The sequence below is a fragment of the Brevundimonas sp. R86498 genome, assembly GCF_044598075.1.
In the GTDB taxonomy this organism is placed as follows: domain Bacteria; phylum Pseudomonadota; class Alphaproteobacteria; order Caulobacterales; family Caulobacteraceae; genus Brevundimonas.
On record NZ_CP139004.1, the window covers coordinates 1543680 to 1565272 of the forward strand.

At 69.6% G+C, this 21593-nt stretch carries 23 protein-coding genes; 13 read left to right on the forward strand and 10 right to left on the reverse strand.

The window, feature by feature from the left end; all coding sequences use genetic code 11:
• Nucleotides 1-114 precede the first annotated feature (114 nt).
• On the forward strand, nucleotides 115-477 hold the full coding sequence (locus tag SJY26_RS07605) for a DUF6481 family protein (protein ID WP_396595529.1): 363 nt from the start codon (nucleotides 115-117) through the stop codon (nucleotides 475-477).
• A gap of 57 nt (nucleotides 478-534) precedes the next feature.
• Here the strand turns inward: SJY26_RS07605 and SJY26_RS07610 are convergent, their stop codons facing one another.
• Entirely contained in the window at nucleotides 535-3795 is a 3261-nt protein-coding gene (locus SJY26_RS07610; RefSeq protein ID WP_396595530.1) for a PAS domain S-box protein, read from the reverse strand.
• 207 nt (nucleotides 3796-4002) lie between these two features.
• On the opposite strand from SJY26_RS07610, the gene SJY26_RS07615 reads away from it, so the two are divergent.
• From SJY26_RS07615 to SJY26_RS07635, 5 genes are all read left to right on the forward strand, one after another.
• Entirely contained in the window at nucleotides 4003-4482 is a 480-nt protein-coding gene (locus tag SJY26_RS07615) for a Dps family protein (RefSeq protein WP_396595531.1), read from the forward strand.
• 86 nt (nucleotides 4483-4568) lie between these two features.
• Nucleotides 4569-5768, forward strand: coding sequence for a cell wall hydrolase (locus SJY26_RS07620; RefSeq protein ID WP_396595532.1), 1200 nt, complete (start codon nucleotides 4569-4571; stop codon nucleotides 5766-5768).
• Nucleotides 5769-5862: 94 nt separating this feature from the next.
• Nucleotides 5863-7410 (forward strand): sensor histidine kinase, encoded by a 1548-nt coding sequence (locus tag SJY26_RS07625; RefSeq protein WP_396595533.1) that lies wholly within the window; start codon nucleotides 5863-5865, stop codon nucleotides 7408-7410.
• A 56-nt stretch (nucleotides 7411-7466) separates the two neighbouring features.
• Complete coding sequence (locus SJY26_RS07630) at nucleotides 7467-7874, forward strand: response regulator (protein WP_396595534.1); 408 nt, start codon at nucleotides 7467-7469, stop codon at nucleotides 7872-7874.
• Entirely contained in the window at nucleotides 7871-8416 is a 546-nt protein-coding gene (locus SJY26_RS07635; RefSeq protein WP_396595535.1) for a BLUF domain-containing protein, read from the forward strand. The genes SJY26_RS07630 and SJY26_RS07635 overlap by 4 nt, the downstream gene beginning before the upstream one ends.
• 6 nt (nucleotides 8417-8422) lie before the next feature.
• Here SJY26_RS07635 and trxB read toward each other — a convergent pair whose 3' ends face one another.
• Complete coding sequence (trxB, locus tag SJY26_RS07640; RefSeq protein WP_396595536.1) at nucleotides 8423-9430, reverse strand: thioredoxin-disulfide reductase; 1008 nt, start codon at nucleotides 9428-9430, stop codon at nucleotides 8423-8425.
• A gap of 72 nt (nucleotides 9431-9502) precedes the next feature.
• On the opposite strand from trxB, the gene SJY26_RS07645 reads away from it, so the two are divergent.
• Nucleotides 9503-9805 (forward strand): hypothetical protein, encoded by a 303-nt coding sequence (locus SJY26_RS07645; RefSeq protein WP_396595537.1) that lies wholly within the window; start codon nucleotides 9503-9505, stop codon nucleotides 9803-9805.
• Between the two features lie 9 nt (nucleotides 9806-9814).
• Here SJY26_RS07645 and SJY26_RS07650 read toward each other — a convergent pair whose 3' ends face one another.
• From SJY26_RS07650 to SJY26_RS07670, 5 genes are all read right to left on the reverse strand, one after another.
• Entirely contained in the window at nucleotides 9815-10807 is a 993-nt protein-coding gene (locus SJY26_RS07650; protein ID WP_396595538.1) for a mitochondrial fission ELM1 family protein, read from the reverse strand.
• The gene (greA, locus tag SJY26_RS07655; RefSeq protein ID WP_396595539.1) at nucleotides 10798-11271 is read right to left on the reverse strand and encodes a transcription elongation factor GreA; all 474 of its coding nucleotides are present in this window, start codon (nucleotides 11269-11271) and stop codon (nucleotides 10798-10800) included. Before greA ends, SJY26_RS07650 begins: the two co-directional genes overlap by 10 nt.
• A 154-nt stretch (nucleotides 11272-11425) precedes the next feature.
• Nucleotides 11426-11656 (reverse strand): hypothetical protein, encoded by a 231-nt coding sequence (locus SJY26_RS07660; protein ID WP_396595540.1) that lies wholly within the window; start codon nucleotides 11654-11656, stop codon nucleotides 11426-11428.
• A 53-nt stretch (nucleotides 11657-11709) separates the two neighbouring features.
• Entirely contained in the window at nucleotides 11710-12375 is a 666-nt protein-coding gene (locus SJY26_RS07665) for a glutathione S-transferase family protein (RefSeq protein ID WP_396595541.1), read from the reverse strand.
• Between the two features lie 60 nt (nucleotides 12376-12435).
• Nucleotides 12436-12660 carry a cysteine protease gene (locus SJY26_RS07670; protein WP_396595542.1) on the reverse strand — a complete coding sequence of 75 codons (225 nt, stop codon included), beginning with the start codon at nucleotides 12658-12660 and terminating at the stop codon, nucleotides 12436-12438.
• A gap of 101 nt (nucleotides 12661-12761) precedes the next feature.
• Between SJY26_RS07670 and SJY26_RS07675 the strand changes: the two genes are divergently transcribed.
• Genes SJY26_RS07675 through mnmH form a run of 4 tightly spaced genes read left to right on the forward strand, consistent with a single transcriptional unit; the run spans nucleotide 12762 to nucleotide 15512 of the window.
• Complete coding sequence (locus tag SJY26_RS07675) at nucleotides 12762-12995, forward strand: FitA-like ribbon-helix-helix domain-containing protein (RefSeq protein ID WP_396595543.1); 234 nt, start codon at nucleotides 12762-12764, stop codon at nucleotides 12993-12995.
• Nucleotides 12992-13405 carry a type II toxin-antitoxin system VapC family toxin gene (locus SJY26_RS07680; RefSeq protein ID WP_396595544.1) on the forward strand — a complete coding sequence of 138 codons (414 nt, stop codon included), beginning with the start codon at nucleotides 12992-12994 and terminating at the stop codon, nucleotides 13403-13405. The genes SJY26_RS07675 and SJY26_RS07680 overlap by 4 nt, the downstream gene beginning before the upstream one ends.
• Nucleotides 13402-14442: a selenide, water dikinase SelD gene (gene selD / locus SJY26_RS07685; RefSeq protein WP_396595545.1), complete on the forward strand. Its 1041-nt coding sequence runs from the start codon at nucleotides 13402-13404 to the stop codon at nucleotides 14440-14442. The genes SJY26_RS07680 and selD overlap by 4 nt, the downstream gene beginning before the upstream one ends.
• On the forward strand, nucleotides 14439-15512 hold the full coding sequence (gene mnmH / locus SJY26_RS07690; protein WP_396595546.1) for a tRNA 2-selenouridine(34) synthase MnmH: 1074 nt from the start codon (nucleotides 14439-14441) through the stop codon (nucleotides 15510-15512). The genes selD and mnmH overlap by 4 nt, the downstream gene beginning before the upstream one ends.
• 156 nt (nucleotides 15513-15668) lie before the next feature.
• Here mnmH and SJY26_RS07695 read toward each other — a convergent pair whose 3' ends face one another.
• Nucleotides 15669-16205, reverse strand: a complete 537-nt coding sequence (locus SJY26_RS07695; RefSeq protein WP_396595547.1) for a glycosyltransferase — start codon at nucleotides 16203-16205, stop codon at nucleotides 15669-15671.
• A 25-nt stretch (nucleotides 16206-16230) separates the two neighbouring features.
• Complete coding sequence (locus SJY26_RS07700; RefSeq protein ID WP_396595548.1) at nucleotides 16231-16950, reverse strand: glycosyltransferase; 720 nt, start codon at nucleotides 16948-16950, stop codon at nucleotides 16231-16233.
• Between the two features lie 63 nt (nucleotides 16951-17013).
• Between SJY26_RS07700 and SJY26_RS07705 the strand changes: the two genes are divergently transcribed.
• The gene (locus tag SJY26_RS07705) at nucleotides 17014-18309 is read left to right on the forward strand and encodes a dicarboxylate/amino acid:cation symporter (RefSeq protein WP_396595549.1); all 1296 of its coding nucleotides are present in this window, start codon (nucleotides 17014-17016) and stop codon (nucleotides 18307-18309) included.
• Nucleotides 18310-18409: 100 nt separating this feature from the next.
• A complete protein-coding gene (locus SJY26_RS07710; RefSeq protein WP_396595550.1) occupies nucleotides 18410-20509 on the forward strand; it encodes a phosphocholine-specific phospholipase C in 2100 nt (699 codons plus the stop codon).
• A 21-nt stretch (nucleotides 20510-20530) separates the two neighbouring features.
• Here the strand turns inward: SJY26_RS07710 and SJY26_RS07715 are convergent, their stop codons facing one another.
• Nucleotides 20531-21493: a hypothetical protein gene (locus tag SJY26_RS07715; RefSeq protein WP_396595551.1), complete on the reverse strand. Its 963-nt coding sequence runs from the start codon at nucleotides 21491-21493 to the stop codon at nucleotides 20531-20533.
• Between the last annotated feature and the right edge of the window lie 100 nt (nucleotides 21494-21593).

Sequence of the window (21593 nt, forward strand, 5' to 3'; positions counted from 1 at the left end):
CCTGCTTGATTTCCCGGCTCGTTTCGGCTTTGCCCACGGCCGGGCGCCGTGGCGATCCCTGCCCGCGCCTTACCGGTGCCGGGCCAACCTGACGAAGGACGACCGACCGACCGCATGAGAGATCTGAAACAAACCGGCTTCACCGATCGCCTGACCGCACAGCAGGAAGCCAAGAAGGCCCTTCTGGCCAAGTTCAAGCCCAAGGCGGCCGCACCCGATCCCGAGTTCGACCTTCTGGCCGAGAAGCGGGCCGCCGAGAAGGAGGCCCTGCGTCTCCAGCATGAGGCGGCCAAGGCCGAGGAACGCCGCATCAAGGCCGAGCGTGAGGAAGCCCGTCGGGCCGCCGAACGGGAAACCGAAGAAGCGATGGAAGCCGAGAAGCGCGCGGCCCGCAAGGAGCGCAAGCAGCTCACCAAGGAAGAACAGAAGGCCGCCCGCGACGCGCGCTACGCCGCCCGCAAGGCGCGGACCCGCTAACCGGACCCGCGCGCGGTGACCCCGCGCGCGGCCCGATGTCGGGGCCTCCGTCCGGCGTCAGGCCCCGCCGGTCACGCGTCCAAGTGCGCGCGCCAGCTCCTCACCCGAATAGGGTTTGCGCAGAAAGGGCCAGGGCGCATCCGACAGAGCCTTGTCCACGTCCTCGCCGGCGTAGCCCGACGTCAGTACGATCCGCAGGGTCGGGTACAGGCCAGCGGCCTTACGCGCGAGCTCGATCCCCGTCATGCCGCCCGGCATGACCACGTCCGAAAGCATGATGTCAAAGGGCGACCCGCCCAGGGCGAGCAGAGCCTCGGCGCCTGACTCCGCTGTCTCCACATGGAAACCCAGGCCGGCCAGCAAATCCACGGCAATCGCCGCGACCCCGGCGTCGTCCTCGACCAGGAGAAGGCGCTGACCCTGCTCGATGGTCTCTACCGGCGCGGCGGTGCCCGCCGGCTCCCGGTCGGTTTCCGCCGGCGCAGGTGGCAGGTACAGCTGGATTTCGGTTCCCTCCCCGACGACCGAGGTGACCTTGATCCCGCCCCCGCTCTGGCGCGCGAAGCCGTACACCTGGCTGAGGCCCAGCCCGGTCCCCTTGCCGACGGTTTTGGTGGTGAAGAACGGCTCGAATACCCGGCGCAGAACCTCTTCGTCCATGCCCACGCCGGTGTCAGACACGGTCACGCAGACATAGTCTCCCGGCTCGAGGTCCAGAATCTCCCCCGCCCCTACCTCGCAGGCGCGAGTCTGGACGGTGATGGTCGCTCCTTCGGCGAGGCCCCGCTCGGCCACGGCATCGCGGGCGTTCACGATCAGGTTCAGCAGGGCGGCCTCGAACTGGGCCGGATCGACGATGACGCGCGCCCCGCCGCGCCGCAGCTTCAGCCTCCAGGCCACCGCTTCCCCGACCGCCCGACGCAAAAGGGGGTCGCTTTCCCGGATGAGGGCATTGAGGTCGACCGCCTCGGGCCGCAGGGCCTGGCGGCGTGAGAAGGCCAGCAACTGGTGCGTCAGACGCTCGCCCCGGCGGGCGGCCGACAGGGCCGCCTCGCCCAGTTTCTGGCGGCGGCCGGCGTCCTCCGGCGATTTCAGGATCAGCTCCAGCGCGCCCATGACGACGGTGAGCAGATTGTTGAAGTCGTGGGCGACCCCGCCGGTCAGGCGACCAACCGCCTCCATCCGCTGGGCGTGCATGAGGTCCGCCTCGGCCCGCGCCTTTTCGGCGAGAGCCTCACCCACGCGCTCCTCCAGCAGTTCATTGATGCGTTTCAGGTCCTGCTCGACCCGTCGGGCGTCCGTCACGTCGAAGGCGACCCCGACGAAGCCGATCACGTCGCCGCCGGGGCCGAGACGGGGACGGGAGACGGACCTCAGCCAGCGATACTCACCGCTGTGGTGCCGATAGCGGGCCTCCAGCGAAAAGGGCTGGCCGGCCGCCTCTCCGGCAGCGGATTCCTGCACCAGCCTGTCCTGGTCCTCGGGATGGATGAAGTTGCGCCAGTCGGCCGTCCGGACGCTTTCATAGTCGCCGCCCATGAAGTCGACATAGGCCTGGTTGACGAAGGCGCGACTGCGATCCTGATGGGTCACCCAGATCAGCACCGGGGCGGTGTCGGCGATGGCGCGGAAGCGGGCCTCGCTTTCGGCGCGCTCGGCCTCGGCCCGTGTCCGCTCGACCTCTGTCCAGGCCCGGTCGGCGACATCCTCGATCAGAGTCATCTCGGTGGCGGTCCAGCTTCGGGGGCCCGTCGTGCTGACATGCAGGAAGGCCCGAAGGGTCCCGCTTCGCACGACGGGTGCGGCGATGAAGGCACCGATCTGGCGTTGCTGGAGACGGTCGACCGAGGCGGCGGTACGCAGATCACCGGTCACATCATCGACCACCACGGTCCGGCCGGCCGCGAGGGCGTCATCCACCTGGCTGCACGCCTCGGTGATGTCGTGCAGGCCGGCGAGGCTGGGCACGCCTTCGGTCCAGTCCCGCTTCATCTCGAACCGGGCTTCTGCGGATCTCATCTCCCCATAGCCGACCCGGGAGGCCCCCAGCATCCGGCCCAGAACGCTGTGGACATGATCCATGATGTCCTCGGGATCGCTGAGGTCGCGGATCCCGTCCGAGAGTTCCAGCAGGAACCGCTGACGCCGTTCCTGCTGGGCAAGCGCTTCCAGCGCCTCCCGGGTCTCGGTGATGTCGAACGACAGGCCGACATAGCCGTGGAAGCTGCCGTCGGCCCCGAAGCGCGGATTGACCGATACCCGCATCCAGCGCCAGAGCCCGTCGTGGCGCATGAAGCGGCATTCGAAGCCGTAGGGCACCCGGCGCTCCCGCGCCTCGGTCTGGATGGCCTCGACCTCCGCCTGGTCGTCCGGGTGGATGGAGTCTTTCCAGACATGGCCCATCAGCGCCTCGCCGGGCTTGCCGAAGAACGCGGTCAGGGCCGTGTTCACGAACTCGACCTCCCCGGCGGCGTTGGTCAGCCAGACGGGGGAGGGGGCGGTGTCGGCCATGAGCCGGAAGCGGGCCTCGCTGTCCTTCAGGGCGCGATCGGCGTTCCGGGCCTCGGTGACGTCGGCGTTGGCTCCGATCATGCCGATGAAGCGACCGGCAGAATCCTTGCGCGGCTCGGCGGTTGTGGCCAGGGTCCGCCAGACGCCGTCGGCCCGGAGATAGCGCCCCTCGATCTGCAGCCGCGTGCCGGATGTCCAGGCCTCAAGGCCGGCCGCCATGATCCGTTCCCGGTCCTCCGGATGAATGGCGTCGATCCAGGGCGTCGGGTCGGTGAACGACAGCGGCCGGTCACCCCAGAACTCGCGCAGGGCCGCATTGGCGTAGATCTGGCCATCGGGATCGGCGGTCCACAGCATGATGGGGGCGATGTCGGCGATGTCGTGCAGCCGCGTTTCGGTCTCGTCGACCTGCGCGCGGGAGCGCTCGAGGTCCACGATCGTGCCGTCAAGGCGGGCGACGGTCTTGCGCAACGAGGCCGCCACGAGGGTGCAAAACAGACCAACGACCACGAAGTTGAAGGTCGCCACCCTGCCCAGGGCGGTGACCACCCCGGAGCCGACGGCGTCGGGGCCGGCGATGATCCATCCCCCCAGCAGACTGGCCAGGGTCGTGACGAACCCCGCAATCCGGCCACCGGCGAGGGCGGCCAGAACGACCGCAGGCAGCAGGATTATAAACCCCGTGATCTCGCCATAGAAGGCCGAGCCGGCCCAGCGGACCGCCAGTCCCCCCGCGGCAAACGCCAGGCCCGTCAGGACATTGCGCCACCACGGACGGGCGGGCGCTCTCGCCAGTCTGGCAAGCACGGTTTCCGGCTCCAGCCTCAGACCCAACACCACTCTGGAACCCAAATCACCCCCCGTTCGCGCACGCGCGAGAAGATGCAACGCCTCGGGAGGTTTCGCGTTCCACGTCCGTCCGGGGCCGGCCGGACGGCGACAGACCTTGGCCGTAAGGCACCGGCTTCCTATCTTTCTCCCAGCACTTTCCGATCACCCGATGCAGGAGCCATCATGACCGCAACGATCCATACGGGTCTGACCCAGACCGAACGCAGCACCGTGGCGCAGGAGCTCAGCAAGGTTCTGGCCGACAGCTTCGCCGTCTATATGAAGACCCACGGCTACCACTGGAATGTGCGGGGACCCGAGTTCTTCACCCTGCACAACCTGCTGGAGCAACAATACCGCGACATCTGGGCGGCGCTGGACGATATCGCCGAACGCATCCGCGCGTTGGGTGAGTTCGCGCCCCAGGCCCATTCGACCTTCGCCAATCTGACCTCGATCCAGGACGGCAACCCGGACAAGGACGCGCCGGCCATGCTGAAGGAGCTGATGCAGGATCATGAGACCCTGATCGCGACGGCCCGTGCGGCCCTGACCGTGGCCGACGACGAGGGCGACGACGTGTCGGTCGATCTGCTGACCCAGCGGCTGTCGGCGCACGAGAAGTTCGCCTGGATGCTGCGGTCCACCCTCGGCGGTCGCTAGGCCGACGGGGCCCTTCGCCTGAAAAGTGCCGTGTTAGGGCCCCACAGGTCCTGACACGGCATTCTTTTGTCGCCAAAGCGAGCCGCATGCATCGAACCCTCCACCACGCCCTGACCTCGTCCCGGACGAAGACCGTCATCCGGCGGTACGCTGCGGCTGCGCCCGCTGCTCTGGCGGCGCTGGGCGTGGCGATGGCGGCAGGGTCGACGGCCCGGTCGCCCGCCGATCGCACCGCCGAGGCTGTGGCCCGGGTGACCGAGGGCGATCTGTCGAGCCGGGGGCTGCAGGCGCTGAGCGCGCGGATGGACCCGGCCCAGCTGGCGCTGGCCGTCCGGTTCGATGCCGGGGCTCCCGGTCTCGCTGGCCTTGGCCTCACCCCGGGCTGGGAAAACCTGACCCTGGCCGGGCGTCCCACGCTGGAGTCCGGTGAGAGCGGCCTCAATGCCCATCGCCGGAACGCGGCCATGCCGATCCAGATCGGCTCCCTGCGGCCGTCCCGTCCCTTCGTCCTGACGGCGGCGAGCCCGGCGGACCGCGCCCGCGCCCTGCGCTGCCTGACCCAGGGCGTCTACTACGAGGCCGCCCTCGAGAGCACGGACGGTCAGGAGGCGGTGGCCCAGGTCATCCTGAACCGCGTCCGCGATCCCAACTATCCCAATACCGTCTGCGGCGTGGTCTTCGAGGGGGCCGAGCGCACCACCGGGTGCCAGTTCAGCTTCACCTGCGACGGAGCCCTGTCACAGGCCCCCGTTGGCTGGGCCTGGGCGCGGGCTGCGGCCGTCGCCGAGCGGGCGCTGTCGGGCCATGTGGCCGAAGCTGTCGGCACGGCCACCCACTACCATGCGGACTACGTCCATCCGTGGTGGTCACCCACCCTGGCCAAGATCACCCAGATCGGGACGCACATCTTCTATCGCTGGAAGGGTCTGGCGGGCGAAACCGCATCGTTCCGACAAACCTATGCCGGCCGTGAGCCTGCGATCGACGAGGCCCGGTTCTCGCGCCCCCGTCTGGTGGTGGCGGCGACCCCGGCCGAGGCGGCTGCTGCGGATGCGCTCGCGCTAGCCGAGGGCGGCACGGCCATGCGAACGGTCAAGATCGACGGCCAGACCCGGGTGGTCGGCATCTCCAGCCTGGGCGGGCGCCGCCAGCCTACGGCCCAGGACATCGCCGCGATCAATGCCCGGCTCGAGGCCCTGGTCGCGCCTGCGCCAGCGCCCGCTCCGGGCCCGGTCGCCGGGGCGGTGGCCATGGACGTCGAAGAGGTCGGCCGACCGGCCTCGTAAGGTACGACGCCTTCCTCCGGCTCCGCTTGCAACCGCCCCGCTTGTTCACGCATTTGTCCGGCTCGGCCGTTCGCGGCGTACTCCGGGACCGCGTGTGACACCGATCTTTCCCCAACCCGCCTCCGGATGGACCGAAGCCCAGCGCCTGGACGCGCTGCATGCCTATGGGGTTCTCGACACCCCGGCGGAGCAGGCCTTTGACGACATCGTGCATCTGGCGGCCCGGATCTGCGACGCCCCCATAGCCGTGGTCAATCTGATCGACGCGGACCGGCAGTGGTTCAAGGCGGAGACGGGTCTGGGCGTCCGGGAAACGCCGCTGGAGACCTCCTTCTGCGCCCACGCCCTGCTTCAGGCCGAGGGCATGGTCGTGCCGGACGCGACCCGGGATGCCCGGTTCAAGTGCAATCCGCTGGTCACGGCGGCCGGCGGCCTGAGGTTCTATGCGGGTCGCCTGCTGAAGAGCCGGGACGGCCTGCCGCTGGGCACGCTGTGCGTGCTCGACACCCGGGCGCGTCCGGAGGGCCTGACGCCGCTGCAGGCCGAAACCCTTGAAGTGCTGGCCGGTCAGGTGATGGCCCAGATGGAGCTGCGCCGGGTTATCCGCGAACGCGAGGCCGGCGTGCAGGCCCTGTCCGAAAGCGAGGCGAAGTTCCGTGCGATCGCGGACTCCATGCCCCAGATGGTCTGGTCGACCCGGCCGGACGGCTTTCACGACTACTACAATGCGCGCTGGTACGAATTTACCGGGGTTCCAGCGGGGTCGACGGACGGGGAGGCGTGGAACGGCATGTTTCACCCGGAGGATCAGGCGCGGGCCCGCGAGGCCTGGGCCCATGCCCTTGAGACCGGGGAGCTTTACGAAATCGAGTACCGGCTGAGACGGGCCGACGGCGTGTTTCGATGGGCGCTGGGCCGCGCGACCCCGATCCGCGACGAGGCGGGCAAGATCGTCCGCTGGTTCGGCACCTGCACCGACATTGATGACCTGAAGCGGATGGAGCAGGGCAAGGACCTGCTCAGCCAGGAACTGAGCCACCGGATCAAGAACATCTTTGCTGTGATCTCGGCCCTGATCGCCCTGTCGGCGCGAGAGCACCCCGAGGCGAAGGTGTTCGCCGCGGCCGTGCGCAACCGGATCGCGGCCCTGGCCCGGGCCCATGAGTTCGTTCGTCCGCACTCCGAGGTTTCGAGGCCGACGATCGGGGACACCACCCTTCACACCTTCCTCGGGGCCCTGTTCAAGGCATACTCCGACGACGCGGGGTTGCCGCGTGTGATGATCGAGGGCCAGGACGCGGTCTTCGACGACCAGGCCGCCACCTCGGTGGCCCTGCTGTTTCATGAGCTGGCGACCAATGCGGCCAAGTACGGGTCGCTTTCGGTTCCGGGCGGACATGTTCAGCTTGTGACCCGGTCGATGGAGGACCGTTTCATCCTGACCTGGCGCGAGGTCGGCGGACCGACGCTGACCGGACCGCCCGGTCGGGAGGGGTTCGGATCCTCTCTCGCAACGCTTTCGGTTGAGGGTCAGCTGGGGGGACGGCTGGAACGAAGCTGGCTGCCCGGGGGTTTGGTGGTCCAGGCCGATCTTCCGGCCACTGCACTATCCCGCCGCAGGGCGGCCCTGAAGTCGGCGTGAAACCCGATCGGTTCCGCTGCGTTCGGTAGCGTACACAAGGACGGAAAAACCCGGTTATGACTGCGCGTATCCTGATCATCGAAGACGAGGCCCTCGTGGCCATGGAGCTTCGCTTCGTTCTGGAGGATCTTGGCCACGAGGTCGTCGGAACCGTGTCGGATGCCCGGTCGGCGCGCCAGCTGGCGGCAGAGACGGAGATCGATCTGGCGCTGGTCGACATCCACCTGTCCGATGGGCCGACCGGGATAGAGGTCGGCCGCGAGCTTGGCCAGGATCTGGGCGTGTCCGTGCTGTTCATGACCGCAAACCCTGGAATGGTGCGGAACGGCGTCGCCGGCACGATCGGCGTCCTCTGCAAGCCAACCGACGAAAGGGCGGTTCAGACCGCCGTGGACTATGCCCTGCGCCGGCGTGAAGGTCGGCCGGTCGAGTATGCACCCCCAGAGCTTCAGCTTTTCGGGTGACGATCAACACCCTGACCCCGACCGCGCGACGTCGCCGCGACGAGAATCCCGTCCACCAGCTGCTGTACCGTAGCCGCAGCCGGGACGGGGCCAGCAGCGCGCTACAGATGTCCGACATCCTTGCGGAAGCCCGACGTGCAAATCCGCGGGACGGCGTCACCGGAGTGCTGACGGTGGTCAGCGGCATGTTCGTTCAGCTGGTGGAGGGGCCCGAGGCCGCGCTGGCTCGCCTGCTTGAGCGCCTGCTGCGGGACCCGCGCCACAGCGACCTGGTCATTCTGGAGCGCCGTACTGCCCCGGTCAGAATGTTCGGCGACTGGGACATGGTGAGCCCCCGGTTGGCCGCTGGCGACCTGGCCCTGCTGGCCCTGTTGCTCGACGACGATCGCGCAGGCATCGACGCCTACGGGCGCGTTATGGCTCATGCCGTCGCGACCCAGGAGCGGATCCTTGAGGGGCGAGCCGGGGCCATCCATCGGGCCAGCGATGCACGACCCGGCCCGGCAGCGGTCTGGCCCCCAGGGCTCGAGCCGGAGGTCTGAGCCGTCTTACCAGACGCCGATCTTCTCGGCCTCGCGGTGGCTGATCGGATGGTTCGCCCGGGCGTGATCTTCCTCGGCGAGGAAGCGGACGGCCTCCAGCGCGGCCATACAGCCCATGCCCGCTGCGGTGACCGCCTGGCGATAGACGTCGTCGGTCACGTCCCCGGCCGCATAGCAGCCCTCGATGCTGGTCGAGGTCGTGCCGGGTTTGACCACCAGATAGCCGCCCTGCTTGGTCTCAAGCTGTCCCTTGAACAGCGAGGACGACGGTTCATGGCCAATGGCGATGAAGACGCCGTCCGCCGCGATCTCGTGGGTCGCGCCGGTCAGGGCATGCTTCAGGCGCACACCGGTGACATTGGAGGCCACGCCGTCGACCTGACCCAGGATCTCGTCGACCTGGTGGTTCCAGACCACATCGACCTTCGGATTGGCGAACAGGCGGTCCTGCAGGATCTTTTCGGCCCGGAACTCGTCCTTGCGGTGCACGACCGTGACCTTCTCGGCGAAATTGGTCAGGAACAGCGCCTCCTCGACGGCCGTATTGCCGCCGCCGACCACCACCACCTGTTTGCCGCGATAGAAGAACCCGTCGCAGGTGGCGCAGGCCGAGACGCCGAAGCCCTGGTATTTCGCCTCGGACTCCAGCCCCAGCCATTTGGCCTGGGCCCCGGTGGAAATGATCACGGTCTCGGCCAGCAGCTCCAGACCGCTGTCGAGCTTCAGCCGGAAGGGGCGCTGCGAAAGGTCGCAGGAGACCACGATGTCATGGATCACCTCGGTGCCGACATGCTCGGCCTGGGCCTTCATCTGTTCCATCAGCCACGGGCCCTGGATGGCCTCGGCAAAGCCCGGATAGTTCTCGACTTCCGTGGTGATGGTCAGCTGGCCGCCGGGCTGGATCCCGGCGATGACCACGGGCTTCAGCAGGGCGCGGGCGGCATAGATGGCGGCGGTCCAGCCGGCGGGGCCGGACCCGATGATGGCGACACGGATCGTTCTCGGAGTGCTCATGGGTGCTATCTAGTGTGTGATTCCGTCCGGCGCGATGCCGTGGCGTGATGGAAAGACGGGGAGACACACCAAATGGCCGGATCGAAACAACCCGCGACCAGCTATCTCGGCGTCGGCCTGGCGCTTGGCGTCGCGGTCGGGTCGGGGATCGGGATCGTCGTCGGGAATCTGCCGATCGGGATCGCGCTCGGTCTCATCGTGGGCCTGGCCGTGGGCGCGGCCATGGACGTCAACCAGAAGCGCAAGGCGCGGGGCGGCAACGGCGACGGCGGCTCGGCCTTCGTGGCGGGTGACAGCGGCGGGCGGTCGAAAAACACCCACGATGACCATGACGGCGGATCGGATGGCGGCGACGGCGGCGGTGGCGGCGACTGAGCCCCGTCGTCAGCGACGCGCCATCGCCTCAAGCACCGCCTGCGCCGCCCGTCGGGTCTCGGTCAGGGGCGGATAGGTCCAGTCCGGCAGGGTGCCGTCGAACGGGCGCGTCACCCCCCGCGCCCCCAGATCAGCGTGAAGGCGGGCGAACTTGCCCGGAGCCTTGCGGGCCACCATCGGCAGGACATGGACAGGCTTGCCGGTTGAGGCGGCCTCTGCGGCCATATTGGCGCTGTCCTCGGTGACCAGCACATGGTCGGCAGCCGCGAGGAAGGCGAACAGGGGATTGGGGCCCTCGCCGTCCCAGATCCAGCCGGGGACGCCGGCCAGGGCCTCGGTCATCGCCGTTCGGGCCGCCTCGGGTGTCCGGCGCGAGAAGGTCACCAGCGCCGAACCTCCAGCCGCCATGACGGTCTGCGCGATCCGGCCCGCAAGCGCGGCGGCATGATCTTCCTGCAGGTCAAAGGCCCTGGACCGTCCGCCGATCAGCACAGCCACGCGTGGATGGGGCACGGGATCGAGCCGGGCTGAGAAGGCCGGAGCGGCCTCGGCCAGACGTCCGGGCGTGATACGGTGGGGCGAGCCGGTGATGGTGACGACATTGGGGCCGCTCAGGCCGTCATGGGCCGGGGCGACCACGAGATCGAACAGGGCGGGATCCTGACGTGGATCCTGGGTCTGGACCACGAAGGTCCTGCCCCGGCTCAGCCGTCGGACGGCCAGCGACAGGGGCAGGGTGGCGCGGCCAGTCGCGATCCACAGGTCCGGCCACGGCTCCCCCCCGGCAGGAAAGGGGGCATCGCCGGCCGGGTCCAGCATCCAGGGTGCCTTGAGCCCCACAGGCAGGGCATCGAAGCCCGCACGCCACCGGACGCGGCGGACGGTGATTTCAGCCGGAGTCAGGCGGGCGACAGCCTCGGCGAGGCCGAGCGCCTGATTTTCCATGCCGGCACGGCCGTCGGAGACGACCTGGATGCGAAGCGGGCCGGGGCCTACTTCCACTCGACCTTGAGGATCTCATAGGCCTTGACGCCGCCGGGGGTGTTCACCTCGACCGTGTCGCCGACCGCCTTGGAAATCATCGCCCGGGCGATCGGGGACGAGATCGAGATCTTGCCCGCCTTCACATCGGCTTCGTGCTCGCCGACGATCTGGTAGCGGCCCTCTTCCTCGGTGTCCTCGTCGACCACGGTGACGGTCGCGCCGAACTTGACCTGGTCCCCGCTGAGCTTGGACACGTCGATGACCTGGGCGCGGCTGATCTTGTCCTCGATCTCCGCGATCTGGCCTTCGATCCAGCCCTGACGCTCCTTGGCGGCATGATATTCCGCGTTCTCGCTGAGGTCGCCGTGTTCGCGGGCCTCGGAGATGGCGGCGATCACGCTGGGCCGTTCCACCGACTTCAATTGCTTAAGCTGATCGTCGAGGGTGCGGTAACCCTCGCCCGTCATCGGCACTTTTTCCATGTGGTCGTGATTTTTCTGGGTTGTCGCCCGGTAAACCGGAGAGGGGAACGAAGAGAAACTCTGGCGAAGCACTGGTCGCTGGGCGCGCGCGACCGGCCGAAGATGATAGAGCGCCCGGCTGAAAAACTCAAGGTCCCGAGGCCGGGACGCAGGTTCAGGCCGAGGGAGGTCGCACGGGCCGGTGACGTTCGTGCGACAGGGCGTTGGCCGGCGACGGGCGCGCAAAGGCGGCGCGCGACAGCCCATAGACGACCCAGCCTAGCAAAGCCGCGCCGATCAACGCGAACACAAGCGAGGCCAGAAGGGCACCGGCTGCCATGAAGGCGAGAACGAAGGCGATGGCCGAGCCAAGAATGGCGACGATCTGGATGATTTTCAGGCGCATGGAACCGGGAACGCGTCCAGTGCCGTGCGGTTGCGCGAGGAGAAGGTGCAGCCTCAGGCGTAGGCGTAGGGGCCGCCGCGCTCCAGAGCCCTTTGGTAGGCGGGGCGGGCATGGATGGCGGTCAGGAAGGCCTTCACCCGCGGCTTGTCCGGGCCGTAGGGGGCGCGGCTGCCCCCGGCCTCCAGCGGAAAGCTCATCATGATGTCCGCGGCCGAGAAGGCGTCTCCGGCGAACCAGCCGGTCTTGCCCAGCTCGGCCTCCCAGTATGCGGTGTGGGCGGCGATCTGGGGGTTGATGAAACTGGTCCCGGCCTTGTTCGAGATCGACTTCACGATGGGCTTGAGCAGGCCGGGGGCGCGGTCCGGCAGGGCCCCGAACACCAGCTTGAGCAACAGGGGCGTCATGGCCGACCCTTCCGCATAGTGCAGCCAGTAGGTGAAGCGTCGGCCGTCCGCCGTGCCCGCAGCCGGACGGAGCCCGGCGGCCGGCCAGGTCTCCAGCAGATATTCGACGATGGCCCCGGTCTCGGCCACGATGATGTCCCCGTCCTGGATCACCGGCGACTTGCCGAGCGGATGGATCGCCCGCAGCTCGGCCGGGGCCAGCATGGTCTTCGCATCCCGCTCGTAGCGCTTCACCTCATAGGGCAGGCCCATCTCCTCCAGCAGCCACAGCACGCGCTGGGACCGGGAGTTGTTCAGATGGTGGACAATGATCATGGCGGGCCCCCTCGGTTGTGTCGCGACACTAGGGGGCGTGACGTGGGGTCAGGCAAGCCCTCACCGGCGCGACCGGCCGCTCCACCGCTGCCGGGCGTGGGTTTCGGTCGCGTTCGGGCGGGGGCCGCCGCTGCCGGCCGGGCGGGCACCGTTGCGGCGGCTCTGCCACAGCTCGAAGGCCAGGGTGGCCAGTGCCAGCTTGCCGGCATGCCGTCCGGCGAAGCGGCGACCGCCTTTTGAAAGCAGAAGACCGCCCAAGGCGGTGGCGATTCGGGACAGGGCCATGGGTGTTCTCCTCAGGGGTCTTGGCTGCCCCTGACAACGGCCGGATACCGTCGAGGTTCACTTCCGTTGAGCCCGGTGATAGCGCGTGCTATCATCCCGCCATGGCGCAACTCCTTGTCAGAAACATTCCCGACCGCACGGTGCTGGCCTTGAAGGAACGGGCCGCCCGGCATGGCCGGAGCGTGGAGGCCGAGCACAGGGCGATCCTCGACGAGGTGCTGGTGTTCGACACCCTGAGTTTCTCGGAGCAGGCCGATATCCTGAGGGCCAAAACCAGCGGACGCTCCCTAGTGCCGAGCTGGGTCCTGATCCGCGAGGACCGGGACCGCCGGTGATCGTCGTCGACGCGTCGGTGGCGCTCAAATGGGTCTTCGACGAGGAGTACGGCGATGAAGCCGTGGCACTGAGAAACGCACCCGACGTGCCGATCGCGCCGACCCTGATGCTGATCGAGGCGGGCAATGCGCTCTGGCGACGCGTCGGCCGGGAAGAGTTGAATGCCGAGGAAGCCGCCGAACTTCTAAGGGTCCTGCATGGATTGCCGGTCGGCTATGTCGAGGAACAGGCCCTGGTCGCCCCCGCCCTTGCGCTGGCAACAGCGATGCAGCATCCGATTTACGAATGCATCTATCTGGCGCTCGCGCTTCAAGAGGATGTTCAGATCGCCACTGCCGATGTCCGGTTTGCAAGGAAACTGATCGCGCACGGCCATGGTGAGCGGTTGCGACTGATCGGAGAGCTATGACCCCCGAACCCCGCCTGACCAGCCTCGCCCACGGCGGCGGATGCGGCTGCAAGCTGTCGCCCGGCGTGTTGCGTGACATCCTCGCCGGCAAGCCCCAGTCCGCCGTCTTCGCCGATCTGATGGTCGGCAACGAGACCGCGGACGATGCGGCCGTCTGGCGGCTGAATGACGGGCAGGCACTGGTGGCGACGACCGACTTCTTCATGCCGGTGGTGGACGATCCGTTCGACTTCGGCCGGATCGCCGCGACCAATGCACTGTCCGACGTCTATGCCATGGGCGGACGGCCGATCTTCGCCCTCGCCCTCGTTGGCATGCCGGTCAATGTGCTGTCCGTCGAGACGATCGGCCGGATCCTGGCGGGCGGGGCCAGCGTCTGCGCCGCCGCCGGCATCCCCGTCGCCGGCGGCCATTCGATCGACAGTGTCGAGCCCATCTATGGGCTGGTGGCGCTGGGGCTGGTGCATCCGGACCGGGTACTGACCAATCGCGGGGCGCGCGAGGGCGACCTCCTGATCCTGACCAAGGGGCTGGGGGTCGGCATCCTCAGCGCCGCGCTGAAGCAGGAGCGGCTGGACGCCGACGGCTATGCCACGCTGATCGCCTCCACGACGCAGCTCAACAAGGTCGGGGCCGATCTGGCGGACCGGGACGACGTCCATGCGATGACGGATGTGACCGGCTTCGGCCTGCTGGGTCATGCGCTGGAGCTGGGGCGAGGGTCGGGCCTGTCGGTCGAGATCGAGGCGGAGGCCGTGCCGCTGCTGAACGGGGTCGAGGGGCTCGCGCGGGGCGGCCTGCGCACCGGGGCCTCGGGCCGCAACTGGACCAGCTATGGCGAGGGGGTGACCCTGCCGGCGGAGTTTGCGGACTGGCAGAGGGACCTGCTGACCGATCCCCAGACCTCCGGCGGCCTGCTGGTCGCGGTCGCGCCGGAGGCAGCTGATGCGGTCCTCGACCAGATCCGCGCAGCCGGCTTCGACCGGGCCGCCGTCATCGGCCGGGTCACGGCGGGCGCGGGCGTGAGGGTCGTTTGATCCGCCGCACCACCGACCTGTCGGCCGCCGCCCGGGCCGGGTTTGACGCCCTCATCGACGTGCGCAGCCCGGCCGAGTTCGCCGAGGATCACATTCCGGGTGCCATCAACCTGCCGGTGCTGGACGACGCCGAACGGGCCGAGATCGGCACGATCTATGTCCAGTCGTCAAAATTCCTCGCCCGCCGGATCGGGGCGGCGAAAGTGGCGCGCAACATCGCCGCCCATCTGGACGGGCCGCTGAAGGATCGCGACGGCAGCTTCCGCCCCCTGGTCCACTGCTGGCGCGGCGGGCAGAGGTCGGGGGCCATGGTCGCGGTGATGGACCAGATCGGCTGGCCGGTGACCGTGCTGGACGGCGGCTACATGACCTGGCGACGGACGGTGCAGGCGGCCCTGTACGCCCCGGACGGGCCGTGGCGGGTGGTGCTGCTGGACGGGGGCACGGGCTCGGGCAAGACGGCCCTGCTGGAGCGGCTGGCGGCGCGGGGCGTGCAGACGATCGATCTGGAGGGGCTGGCGGCGCATCGCGGCTCGCTGTTCGGAGCCCTGACTGACCGGGCCCAGCCGGCGCAGAAACTGTTCGAGAGCCGGTTGTTCGTGGCACTGGAGGGGCTCGACCCGGCCCGGCCCGTGGTGGTGGAAGCCGAGTCCAGCCGCATCGGCGCCCGCACCGTCCCGCCCGCCCTGTGGGCCGCCATGGGCCGGGCAGAGGTCATCGAGCTGTCGGCTCCGGTCGCGGCGCGCGCGGCCTTCTCGGCCCGGGTCTATGCCGACATTGCGGCGGACCCGGCGGGACTGGACGCCGCCCTGTCCCGCCTGCCTAGACATCATTCGAAAGAGACCCTCACGGGCTGGAAGGCGCTGGCGTCAGCGGGAGAGATCGAATCCCTCGCCGCCGCCCTGATCGCCGACCACTATGACCCCGCCTATCGCCGCATGACCGCCCGCCGCGACCGGCCCGTGCTGGGGCGGGTGGAGATGGCCGAGGTGTCGGAGGCGGAACTGGACCGGGCGGCGGGGGCATTGGCGGCTCTCATCTCCTCTTTCGTCATTCCGGGCGCAGCGTAGCGGAGACCCGGAACACGGCGGCGCCGAAGGCGATCTGTTCAGGCGAGATGTTTGAGACCGGGTCCGCGACAGCTTCGCGCTCCCGCGCGCCGCCCTGTTCCGGGTCTGCGTCTCGCTTCGCTCGCCTTCGCCCGGAATGACGAAAGGGGACGTCTGCTACGTCATCAAGCCGATGATCCGCTCCGCCGCTACCGCCGCGCCGTCTTCCTGCGCCGCCACGACGCCCAGCCGGGCCGCGGTCGCCGAGACTTCGGGGTCCGCCAGCAGCCGCTCCAGCACCGCCGCCACCCGGTCCGCCCGGTACCGGCCCCGCCCCAGCGTCGCCCCGCAGCCCAGCCGGACGACCCGGGCGGCGTTGTCGAACTGGTCGCCCAGATGGGGCACGACCAGCTGCGGCCGGCCGGACCAAAGGGCCTGCTGGGTCGTGCCAACCCCGCCCTGATGCACGATCGCGGCCGCGCGCGGGAACAGGCTGGAGAAGGGCGCATAGGGCAGGGCCAGCACATCGGGGCCGTCGCCGACCGACAGGTCGCCGTGGGGGCCCACCAGCAGCACGGCCCGGTGGCCCAGCCGGCGCGCCGCCTTCAGGCTCTCGCCATAGAAGCCGCCGGGGATATTCACCGCCGCGCTGCCGAGGGTGAACACGACCGGGGCCGGGCCGGCGTCGAGGAAGGCCTCCAGCGCGGGTGGCATGACGGCCGGCCCCCCGGCCTCGCTGTCAAAGGGGGCATAGCCGGTGACGGTGAAGCCCGGCGGTGAGTTCTGGCTGGGGCTGGCCCAGCAGGGGCGAATAGAGGCCCAGCGACAGCGGACGGCCGACCATGCCATCCAGCAACAGGTTCCGCTTCCCGGGCGGCAGTCCCATGCGGCCCCGGATCCGGTCCACCGGCCCTGTCCAGCGCCCTGTGCTGGCGCGCGCCATGGCGACCGTCAGGCGGTTCATTGCCAACTGGAGGCCCCCTTGCGCCGGGGCCAGCCACGGCGTGGCCGGCAGACGGGGCGGATCCCAGGCCGAGAAGACGATGGCGGGCTGCAGGGCCACGGGGATGAAGGGCAGGGCCAGGATCTCGGCCGCCATGACCGCCCCGGCCGCAAAGGTCGCGCCGACGATGGCGGAGGCTCCCGCGGCCACCTCGACCAGATCGCGCGCGGCCTGCTCCAGATGGGGCAGCACGATCCGCTCGAACAGGAAGACATTGGACCCGGCCACGCGCCGGGTCAGCTCGGCCGCGTCCATTCCCATCCCGGCCTGAAGGGCCTCAAGGCCGGGCCCGACGGCGTGGAACACCAGCCCCTCGGCGCGGACCTTGTCGCCGTATTCGGGCGAGGAGGCGATCTCGGCCTGGTACCCCCTGGCCTGCAGCGCCCGCCCCAGGGCGATGAAGGGATGCAGATCGCCCAGCGATCCGGCGGTGGCGAGGACGATGCGGCGCGGCATGGCCCGGCCTGTATCACGTTTTCCCTCTCCCGGCGGGCGAGGGAAGGCTCTAGCGTCACCGCCATGACCCGATCGCGCTCCCGCTCTATCTTCACCTCGCTCAGCCTTTGGGTGCTGCTGGCCCTCGTCGGCGGGCTGGCGGCGGGGGCCGCGGCGCAGCTGTACGGCATTCCCGGCGGGACCGGGACCATCGCCCTGATCGATGCCCTGGGCCAGCTGTGGTTGAACGCCCTGCGCATGACCATCATCCCGCTGGTCTTCAGCCTGCTAGTCACCGGCATCGCCTCGATCGCCGATGCGGCGGCGACCGGGCGGGTGGCGCTGAAGGCCGTCGGCGTGTTCGCCGTCCTGCTGGTCGGGGCCACCGTCTATGCCTTCGCGGCCTCGCTGGGCCTGCACATGCTCTGGCCGATCGTGCCCGAAGGGGCCACCGCCCTTCTGGCCGGGGCTCCGCCGGCGGCGGCGGCTGAGGTGGCGGCCAACGTCGGCGGCGGCGGGTTCGGCGCCTTCCTGACCAGCCTCGCCCCGTCCAATCCGATCCGGGCTGCGGCGGACGACGCCATTCTGGCCATCGTTGTCTTCGCCATCGCCTTCGGCTTTGCCACCACCCGGCTGGAGCCCCGGCTGCGTCAGCCCGTCGCCCTGTTCTTCGAGGGCGTGGCCCAGACGATGATCGTCATCGTCCACTGGGTGCTGGCCGTCGCGCCACTGGGCGTCTTTGCCCTCGCGCTCGGCGTCGGCCTGCGCGCCGGGCTGGGGGCGGCGGGGGTTCTGGGGCACTATATCGCCCTGGTCTGTCTGGCCCTGATCGGCCTGATCCTGCTGACCTATGTGGTGGCGGTGATCTGGGGGCGGATCGGTCTCGGCCGGTTCACGGCGGGGGCGGCCCCGGCCCAGGTGGTGGCCTTCTCGACCCAGTCGTCCCTCGCCTGCCTGCCGGTCATGGTCGATCGCGCGGTCGGGGCGCTGGGAGTCTCCACGGCGACGGCGGGTCTGGTCCTGCCGCTGGCGGTGGCGGTGTTCCGGATCACTTCCACCGTCGCCAATCTGGCGGTGGTGATCTACGTCGCCCGGCTGACCGGGACCGAGATCACCCTGACCACCATGCTGGCCGGCGGCCTCGCGGCCCTCGCCATCAGCGTCGGCACCGTGGGCCTGCCGGGCCAGATCAGCTTCTTCGCCTCCATCGCCCCCATCTGCCTCGCCATGGGCGTGCCGCTGGAAGTCCTGCCGCTGCTGCTGGCGGTCGAGGTGGTCCCGGACATCTTCCGTACCGTCGGCAATGTCACCGCGGACCTTGCCGCCGCCCGCATCGTCGAGGGGCGCACGGCCGATCAGGGGTCCGAAGCGACCCGCTGACGGCTCTGTCATCGGAGGGTCGCACGGCCATGCTTGAAGCGGAGCCGGTCGGGGGCCGTCGCCGCCGTCCGCCTGTAAGCCCAAGCGTGGAGTGTGACCCATGAACCCCGACCGTCGTGGCCTTCTGTTCGCCGCCGGGGGGCTGGCGATGACGCCCGCCTCGGCCATCGCCCGGGCCCTGTCCATCCCGGCGGATGTCCGCACCGGCACGGTCGCCGACGTCCAGCACGTCGTCATCCTGATGCAGGAGAACCGGTCCTTCGACCACTATTTCGGGACGCTGGCCGGGGTGCGCGGCTTTGGCGACCGCTTCCCCAATCCAGTCGCCGACGTCCCGGGCCGGGCCAACGCCACCGCCTGGGTCCAGGCCAATCCGCGCGGCCCCGACCGCCCGGCCATGGTCTCTCCCTTCGCCCTGAACACGGTCGAGGATTTCCGTCTCATGCGGGTGGAGGGCACGCCGCACAGCTGGCCGGACGCCCAGGCGGCCTGGGATCAGGGTCGGATGGCCGCCTGGCCCCTGACCAAGACCGAACATGCGATGGGCTATTTCCGGGCCGAGGACATCCCGTTCCAGTTCGCCCTGGCCGAGGCCTTCACCATCTGCGACGCCTATCACTGCGCCATGCAGACCGGGACCAACTCCAACCGGCTGTTCCTGTGGACCGGCACCAACGATCCCACAGGGACGAAGGGGGGGCCCTCCCTGTCCAACTCGCACGATGCCCTGGTCGCCGACGGCGGTCATCCGGACGGCTATCGCTGGACCACCTATCCGGAGCGGCTGCTTGAGGCCGGCGTCAGCTGGCGCATCTACCAAGACATGGCCGACAACTTCACCGACAACCCGGTGGCCGGCTTCCAGACCTTCCGCGACAGCCATGGGGGCGTTCCCGGATCGAATCCGCGTCTGGCCGAACTGGGTCTGAGCACCCGCCCGCTGGAGGGGTTGCGCGAGGATGTCCTCGCCGGAACCCTGCCGCAGGTGTCGTGGGTCGTGGCCCCGGCCGCGGCGTCCGAACACCCCGGCCCGTCCAGCCCGGCCCAGGGCGCGGACTATACCGCCCGGGTGATCGAGGCCCTGACCGCCGATCCGGCCGTCTGGGCCCGCACCGTCCTGTTCGTCATGTTCGACGAGAACGACGGCTTCTTCGATCACGTCCCGCCTCCGGCCCCGCCGTCGCGGGAGGGCCGGGTGCCGTCGCCCGCCTTCGGGGCGTCCAGCGTCGACACCACCGGCGAATACCATCTGGAGACGACCCCCAGCGAAGCCTCCACGGAACGGCCGGAGTTCGTCGGCCGCCCCTACGGCCTCGGCCCGCGTGTGCCGATGTATGTCGTCTCGCCGTGGAGCCGGGGCGGCTGGGTCAGTTCCGAGGTGTTCGACCACACCTCGGTGATCCGCTTCCTCGAGACCCGCTTCGGGGTTCATGAGCCGAACATCTCGCCCTGGCGGCGGGCGGTCTGCGGTGACCTGACCGGCGCGTTCGACTTCCGCACCCCCAATGCCCCGTTCCCGGCCCTGCCGCAGACGGCTGCGCTGGCCGCCCGCGCCGCGGACCTGCCGGGCCGCACAACGCCCGCGACGCCCGCGATGTCCGAGCCGCCGGTTCAGGCCATCGGTGTGCGGCGGTCCCGGGCCGTGCCCTACGGCCTGTCGGTGCAGGAGGGGCGTCGCGACGGCGCGGTCAGCCTGACCTTCGCCAATGCCGGACAGGCCGCCGCAGTGGTCCACGTTTATGACCGGCTGAGGCTGGACCGGGTGCCCCGCCGCTACACCGTGGGGGCCGGGGATCGTCTGGACGGTGTCTGGGAGGCCGGGGCCTATGATCTGTGGGTGCTGGGGCCGAACGGCTTTCACCGCCGGTTCGCCGGCGACGCGGGCCGTGACGAGCCCGCGCTGAGCCTGGGCCATCACCGGGGCGAACTGGTCCTGACCCTGGCCGGTGCCGACGGCAGGACGCATCGGCTGGAGGCCGCTGCTGACCCCTACCGACCCGGATCGGCCGGCTGGAGCGCGGACCTTGCCGCTGGGGCCCGTGTGACCCGCCGGCTCGGGCTCGCCACCCACGGCTGGTACGACCTGACCATGACGGGCGCCGACGGCTATGTCCGCCGCCTCGCCGGGCGGATCGAGACCGGGGCGGACTCCATCAGTGATCCGCTGATGGGCGGACCGGCCGCCATGGTTCAGGCCTGAGCGGGACCGGCGAGGGCCGGATCAGGGCCGGTTCGTCGGGGCTGGGGCCGCGCTGGAGACCTGGGTTAGGGTGCATCCCCCGCCCACCCCGGTGGCGTCGGCGCAGGCGAAGGCCTCGGACGCCCCGTCCCTGACCCGGACGACATAGCCTTCAGCCCCCGAACACTTCGCCTCATAGTAGGTACCGTTGGCGCTCGCCCCCATGTAGCGGCCGCCGTCCACGACGCAGCCGGCTCCGGCGGTCCCGCCGAGCATCTCCGAAAGCGTCGCATACTGTTCGGCCGTCGTGGTGAAGGCGCAGGTTGATCCGGCGCTGACCACCGCCAGACAGGGGATCTTGCTCCAGCCCGTCGCGGTCTCGGCGATCCGCGCACCGTCGCGCCCGGCGCAGCCGATCTCGTAGATGGCGCGACCCTCGACCTGTCCGATCGCGCGGCCTTCGTCCACCACGCAGATGACCCCCGCGGCGGCGGCATAGCTCGCCATCGCGGCGTCGACGTTCAGATTGGCCGGCAGGGTGCAGGAGGCGGGCGGCCGCGCCGAAGGATTGGCCTCGAGGGCATGGGCGGCGGCCGTGTTGGCGACGACGCAGCCGGTCGCGACAGGGGGCTCCGAAGCCGTGACCAGATAGCCCGGGCCGCTCGCGCAGGCCGTCTCATACAGGTTCAATCCGTCATCGGTCCGACCCAGCAGGATGGCCTCCGTGACCTCACAGGTGACCCCGGCTCCCGTTGCCGCCTCCCGCGCGGCGGCGGCGTCACCGCGCAGGCGCGTCGCCCGTTCGCGCTCGGACTCACGGGCGGCGTCGGACAGGGCCTTTTCGATGTTGCGCCGGTACTCGTTGTTCGCCCCCATGCCGAAGGAGTCTGCCGGGTTCGTGACCGGGCCCACGGGGCCAGTCTGTGCCCGGCCCGGTGTGGCCACGAACATCAAGCTGGTCGCAAGGACCGTGAGGATCATGTTGAGGATGGGGGCTCTGGTCATTGGCGTGTCTTCCCGGTTGTTTTGACGCAACGATTGGCCCGCCTGACAGCGCTGTCAACCGTGCCGTCAACGGATCGGGCACCGTAATGCTCTCCGTGTC

What these genes read in the sequence shown, in the direction of transcription:
- SJY26_RS07605 (WP_396595529.1), top strand. Translation starts at nt 115, where the DNA reads ATGAGAGATCTGAAACAAACCGGCTTCACCGATCGCCTGACCGCACAG.
- SJY26_RS07615 (WP_396595531.1), top strand. Translation starts at nt 4,003, where the DNA reads ATGACCGCAACGATCCATACGGGTCTGACCCAGACCGAACGCAGCACC.
- SJY26_RS07620 (WP_396595532.1), top strand. Translation starts at nt 4,569, where the DNA reads ATGCATCGAACCCTCCACCACGCCCTGACCTCGTCCCGGACGAAGACC.
- SJY26_RS07630 (WP_396595534.1), top strand. Translation starts at nt 7,467, where the DNA reads ATGACTGCGCGTATCCTGATCATCGAAGACGAGGCCCTCGTGGCCATG.
- trxB (WP_396595536.1), bottom strand. Translation starts at nt 9,430, where the DNA reads ATGAGCACTCCGAGAACGATCCGTGTCGCCATCATCGGGTCCGGCCCC.
- SJY26_RS07645 (WP_396595537.1), top strand. Translation starts at nt 9,503, where the DNA reads ATGGCCGGATCGAAACAACCCGCGACCAGCTATCTCGGCGTCGGCCTG.
- greA (WP_396595539.1), bottom strand. Translation starts at nt 11,271, where the DNA reads ATGGAAAAAGTGCCGATGACGGGCGAGGGTTACCGCACCCTCGACGAT.
- SJY26_RS07660 (WP_396595540.1), bottom strand. Translation starts at nt 11,656, where the DNA reads ATGCGCCTGAAAATCATCCAGATCGTCGCCATTCTTGGCTCGGCCATC.
- SJY26_RS07665 (WP_396595541.1), bottom strand. Translation starts at nt 12,375, where the DNA reads ATGATCATTGTCCACCATCTGAACAACTCCCGGTCCCAGCGCGTGCTG.
- SJY26_RS07670 (WP_396595542.1), bottom strand. Translation starts at nt 12,660, where the DNA reads ATGGCCCTGTCCCGAATCGCCACCGCCTTGGGCGGTCTTCTGCTTTCA.
- SJY26_RS07675 (WP_396595543.1), top strand. Translation starts at nt 12,762, where the DNA reads ATGGCGCAACTCCTTGTCAGAAACATTCCCGACCGCACGGTGCTGGCC.
- selD (WP_396595545.1), top strand. Translation starts at nt 13,402, where the DNA reads ATGACCCCCGAACCCCGCCTGACCAGCCTCGCCCACGGCGGCGGATGC.
- SJY26_RS07695 (WP_396595547.1), bottom strand. Translation starts at nt 16,205, where the DNA reads ATGCCACCCGCGCTGGAGGCCTTCCTCGACGCCGGCCCGGCCCCGGTC.
- SJY26_RS07700 (WP_396595548.1), bottom strand. Translation starts at nt 16,950, where the DNA reads ATGCCGCGCCGCATCGTCCTCGCCACCGCCGGATCGCTGGGCGATCTG.
- SJY26_RS07705 (WP_396595549.1), top strand. Translation starts at nt 17,014, where the DNA reads ATGACCCGATCGCGCTCCCGCTCTATCTTCACCTCGCTCAGCCTTTGG.
- SJY26_RS07710 (WP_396595550.1), top strand. Translation starts at nt 18,410, where the DNA reads ATGAACCCCGACCGTCGTGGCCTTCTGTTCGCCGCCGGGGGGCTGGCG.
- SJY26_RS07715 (WP_396595551.1), bottom strand. Translation starts at nt 21,493, where the DNA reads ATGACCAGAGCCCCCATCCTCAACATGATCCTCACGGTCCTTGCGACC.